We start from the raw sequence: 5,470 nt of genomic DNA, 5'->3' as shown, positions 1-5,470 counted from the left end.
AAAAAAAAGCTCATCAGAAAACTGATGAGCTTTTAAAAAAATTGGCGGCGACCTACTCTCCCGCTTTCGCAGTACCATCGGCGCTGGTGGGCTTAACTTCTGTGTTCGGAATGGGAACAGGTGAGCCCCACCGCTAAAACCACCCTAAAGGTTTTATATGTGGTAAGCAATAAGCTATAAGCATTAAGCTTACAGCGTAAAGCATACTACTTTTATCGATAAAAACATATCACAAAGAGCAAACCTTGAAGCAGAGTGCTCGACAATTAGGCTATAAATCTACGGGTAATTAGTACTACTCGGCTATGCTGTTACCAACTTTACACCTGTAGCCTATCAACGTGGTCATCTCCCACGACCCTTAAAAGATGTCTCATCTTGAGGCAGGTTTCGCACTTATATGCTTTCAGTGCTTATCCTTTCCAAACATAGCTACTCTGCGGTGCGCCTGGCGGCACAACAGATACACCAGAGGTTTGTTCAAATCGGTCCTCTCGTACTAGATTCAAGCCCTCTCAAACATCTAACGCCCGCAATAGATAGAGACCGAACTGTCTCACGACGTTCTGAACCCAGCTCGCGTGCCACTTTAATGGGCGAACAGCCCAACCCTTGGGACCTTCTCCAGCCCCAGGATGTGACGAGCCGACATCGAGGTGCCGAACCTCCCCGTCGATGTGAGCTCTTGGGGGAGACTAGCCTGTTATCCCCGGAGTACCTTTTATCCTATGAGCGATGGCCCTTCCATGCGGAACCACCGGATCACTATGTCCTGCTTTCGCACCTGATCGACTTGTAGGTCTCACAGTCAAGCACCCTTATGCCATTACACTCTACGCACGGTTACCAAGCGTGCTGAGGGTACCTTTGAAAGCCTCCGTTACTCTTTTGGAGGCGACCACCCCAGTCAAACTACCCACCACGCAATGTCCTTCTTTCGAAGTTAGGCTCCAAGTAAGCAAAGGGTGGTATTTCAACAACGACTCCACCGACACTAGCGTGCCAGCTTCAAAGTCTCCCACCTATCCTACACATTGCTTACTCAAAGTCAATACGAAGTTATAGTAAAGGTTCACAGGGTCTTTTCGTCCCATTGCGGGTAATCGGCATCTTCACCGATACTACAATTTCACCGAGCTCGTGGCTGAGACAGTGCCCAGATCGTTACACCATTCGTGCAGGTCGGAACTTACCCGACAAGGAATTTCGCTACCTTAGGACCGTTATAGTTACGGCCGCCGTTTACTGGGGCTTCAGTCAAACGCTTCGCTTACGCTAACGCCCTTCCTTAACCTTCCAGCACCGGGCAGGTGTCAGACCCTATACAGCATCTTTCGATTTAGCAGAGTCCTGTGTTTTTGATAAACAGTCGCCTGGGCCTCTTCACTGCGGCCAACATTGCTGTTGGCGTCTCTTCTTCCGAAGTTACGAGACTATTTTGCCTAGTTCCTTAGCCACGACTCACTCGAGCACCTTAGGATTCTCTCCTCGACTACCTGTGTCGGTTTTGGTACGGGTTGCTTCACTTCGGCTTTTCTTGGAAGCGATTTCACTACAACAACTTCGCCCGAAGGCTAGGTCTTGACTATTCCGTCAGTCTCCAGTAGCTACGTCACTCCGTCCCCTTTTTAGTGTGAGCAAGTATGGGAATATTAACCCATTGTCCATCCACTACCCCTTTCGGGTTCGCGTTAGGTCCCGACTAACCCTCAGCTGATTAGCATGGCTGAGGAAACCTTAGTCTTTCGGTGAGGGGGTTTCTCGCCCCCTTTATCGTTACTTATGCCTACATTTTCTTTTCTGTCCGCTCCACAATACCTCACGATACTGCTTCGGCGCAAACAGAATGCTCTCCTACCGATTAATTAAATTAATCCCATAGCTTCGGTACTATACTTATGCCCGATTATTATCCATGCCGGACCGCTCGACTAGTGAGCTGTTACGCACTCTTTAAATGAATGGCTGCTTCCAAGCCAACATCCTAGCTGTCAATGCAGTCCAACCGCGTTGTTTCAACTTAGTATAGATTTAGGGACCTTAGCTGTTGGTCCGGGTTCTTTCCCTTTCGGACATGGACCTTAGCACCCATGCCCTCACTGCCGACGAACATTTATTAGCATTCGGAGTTTGTCAGGAATTGGTAGGCGATGAAACCCCCGCATCCAATCAGTAGCTCTACCTCTAATAAACTTAACATCGACGCTGCACCTAAATGCATTTCGGAGAGTACGAGCTATCTCCCAGTTTGATTGGCCTTTCACCCCTACCCACAAGTCATCCGAAGACTTTTCAACGTCAACCGGTTCGGTCCTCCACTGTGTGTTACCACAGCTTCAACCTGCCCATGGGTAGATCACAAGGTTTCGCGTCTAATCCTACTAACTATGCGCCCTATTCAGACTCGCTTTCGCTTCGGCTCCGGATCTTAAATCCTTAACCTCGCTAGTAAAATTAACTCGTAGGCTCATTATGCAAAAGGCACGCCGTCACACCATATAGGTGCTCCGACCGCTTGTAGGCGTACGGTTTCAGGATCTATTTCACCCTTCTATTCGAAGTGCTTTTCACCTTTCCTTCACAGTACTTGTTCACTATCGGTCTTTCAGGAGTATTTAGCCTTGGAGGATGGTCCCCCCATATTCAGACAGGATTTCACGTGTCCCGCCCTACTCATTTATCATCTATGTATGCCTTTCATATACGGGGCTATCACCCTCTATGGCCGTTCTTTCCAGAACGTTCTATTAAACATATAAAGACTTTTGGGCTAATCCGCTTTCGCTCGCCACTACTTACGGAATCTCTTCGATTTCTTTTCCTCCGGGTACTTAGATGTTTCAGTTCTCCGGGTTTGCTCCTCTTACGAGGTAATACATCTTCAATGTATTGGGTTGCCCCATTCGGATATCTACGGATCAATTCGTGTGTGCCAATCCCCGTAGCTTTTCGCAGCTTACCACGTCCTTCGTCGCCTCTGAAAGCCTAGGCATCCGCCATACGCCCTTAACGATTTCTTTCCTAATTTGTTACTCGAGCACTCTTTCATGCTCGGTTTTCTCTTTGTGATGTCTTTACCGTTAATGTCAATGATCTTAATTCTTTTTTTCTTACTGATGAACAGATGTTGTTTTTGGCTCCATCCGTAACTTTTAAACCAGTCTTCCAAAATTGTGGAGAATAAGGGAGTCGAACCCTTGACCTCCTGCGTGCAAGGCAGGCGCTCTAGCCAGCTGAGCTAATTCCCCCTGTTTGTAATTAATAATTAATAATTCTTAATTAGTAATTAAAATTAGTAGTCTCGGGCAGGCTCGAACTGCCGACCTCTACATTATCAGTGTAGCGCTCTAACCAGCTGAGCTACGAGACTGTCTTTAGACTTTTAGACCCAAGATGCTAGACACAAGACTCTTTCTGTCTCGATTCTTGGCTCTTGGCTCTTGTATCTCTATTCCCTGATACTAATTTTAGGGGTTTATTTTATAATATACCGACCAAAGTAAAAAAAAACCAAAGCGTTTCTTTGAGCAAGCTCTTTTTAAATTTTTTATGACTAAAAGTCACTCTAAAATGAGATGTTCCAGCCGCACCTTCCGGTACGGCTACCTTGTTACGACTTAGCCCTAGTTACCTGTTTTACCCTAGGCAGCTCCTTTTACGGTCACCGACTTCAGGTACCCCAGACTTCCATGGCTTGACGGGCGGTGTGTACAAGGCCCGGGAACGTATTCACCGCGCCATGGCTGATGCGCGATTACTAGCGATTCCAGCTTCATAGAGTCGAGTTGCAGACTCCAATCCGAACTGAGACCGGCTTTCGAGATTCGCATCACTTCGCAGTGTAGCTGCCCTCTGTACCGGCCATTGTATTACGTGTGTAGCCCAAGACGTAAGGGCCGTGATGATTTGACGTCATCCCCACCTTCCTCTCTACTTGCGTAGGCAGTCTCACTAGAGTCCTCAACTTAATGTTAGCAACTAGTGACAGGGGTTGCGCTCGTTGCAGGACTTAACCTAACACCTCACGGCACGAGCTGACGACAACCATGCAGCACCTTGAAAATTGTCCGAAGAAAGATCTATTTCTAAATCTGTCAATTCCCATTTAAGTCTTGGTAAGGTTCCTCGCGTATCATCGAATTAAACCACATAATCCACCGCTTGTGCGGGCCCCCGTCAATTCCTTTGAGTTTCACTCTTGCGAGCGTACTCCCCAGGTGGCTAACTTATCACTTTCGCTTGGTCTCTGAAGCATAAAGCCCCAAAAACGAGTTAGCATCGTTTACAGCGTGGACTACCAGGGTATCTAATCCTGTTCGCTCCCCACGCTTTCGTCCCTCAGCGTCAGTTATAACTTGGTAACCTGCCTTCGCAATTGGTGTTCTAAGTAATATCTATGCATTTCACCGCTACACTACTTATTCCAGCTACCTCAACTATACTCAAGACTCGCAGTATCAATGGCAGTTTTATCGTTAAGCGATAAGATTTCACCACTGACTTACGAGTCCGCCTACGGACCCTTTAAACCCAATAAATCCGGATAACGCTTGCACCCTCCGTATTACCGCGGCTGCTGGCACGGAGTTAGCCGGTGCTTATTCCTACAGTACCTTCAGCTACCCACACGTGGGTAGGTTTATCCCTGTAGAAAAGAAGTTTACAAACCATAGGTCCTTATTCCTTCACGCGGGATGGCTGGATCAGGCTTTCACCCATTGTCCAATATTCCTCACTGCTGCCTCCCGTAGGAGTCTGGTCCGTGTCTCAGTACCAGTGTGGGGGATCACCCTCTCAGGCCCCCTAAAGATCATTGACTTGGTGAGCCGTTACCTCACCAACTATCTAATCTTACGCGTGCCCATCTTTATCCACCGGAGTTTTCAATATCAAATGATGCCATCTAATATATTATAGGGTATTAATCTTCCTTTCGAAAGGCTATCCCCTAGATAAAGGCAGGTTGCACACGTGTTCCGCACCCGTACGCCGCTCTCAAGTTTCCGAAGAAACTCTACCGCTCGGCTTGCATGTGTTAGGCCTCCCGCTAGCGTTCATCCTGAGCCAGGATCAAACTCTCCATTGTATGTTTGTCTGACTCACTCAAAGTTTTTATTACGCTTTGGTCTTTTTCCTTACTTTTATTTGGTCGTATATTGTTATGTTAATGATCTCTTATCTTCTCGCGCCTCAGACACTCTGTCAAGTGATTTCTGATTTGCGAGTGCAAAAGTAAAACTTATTTTTTAACTGACAAAATTTTTTGAAACTTTTTTGAAACTTTTTTTCGTAAGCCTTAATCAACTTTCTTTTCTAATTGTCTATTTCAAAATGCTCTTCTACTCTTCCCCTCATTGGGACTGCAAAAGTATAACTATTTTTTAAACCTGCAAACTTTTTTTTGATTTTTTTAAAATCTTTTTTGCTGTCTATTTCCTAATTAGTCGCCTTCGCTTCCCATTGTTTGGGA

At 46.5% G+C, this 5,470-nt stretch carries 2 tRNA genes and 3 rRNA genes; all 5 read right to left on the bottom strand.

Annotated features, from left to right (window positions below):
- Positions 1-39: 39 nt before the first annotated feature.
- The 5 genes from rrf to AC4AGG_RS15115 all read right to left on the bottom strand — a co-directional run bounded on the left by rrf (position 40) and on the right by AC4AGG_RS15115 (position 5,086).
- A 5S ribosomal RNA gene (gene rrf, locus AC4AGG_RS15135) occupies positions 40-147 on the bottom strand.
- A 122-nt stretch (positions 148-269) separates the two neighbouring features.
- A 23S ribosomal RNA gene (locus tag AC4AGG_RS15130) occupies positions 270-3,020 on the bottom strand.
- Positions 3,021-3,174: 154 nt separating this feature from the next.
- A tRNA-Ala gene (locus AC4AGG_RS15125) sits at positions 3,175-3,248 on the bottom strand.
- Between the two features lie 48 nt (positions 3,249-3,296).
- Positions 3,297-3,370, bottom strand: a tRNA-Ile gene (locus tag AC4AGG_RS15120).
- Between the two features lie 198 nt (positions 3,371-3,568).
- A 16S ribosomal RNA gene (locus AC4AGG_RS15115) occupies positions 3,569-5,086 on the bottom strand.
- The 16S, 23S and 5S rRNA genes sit together here with 2 tRNA genes alongside, the layout of an rRNA operon.
- Between the last annotated feature and the right edge of the window lie 384 nt (positions 5,087-5,470).

Source organism: Chryseobacterium sp. CG10_8 (assembly GCF_058117085.1).
The sequence above is the reverse complement of the archived record's forward strand: the minus strand, read 5'-3'. Positions and strand labels throughout refer to the sequence as shown.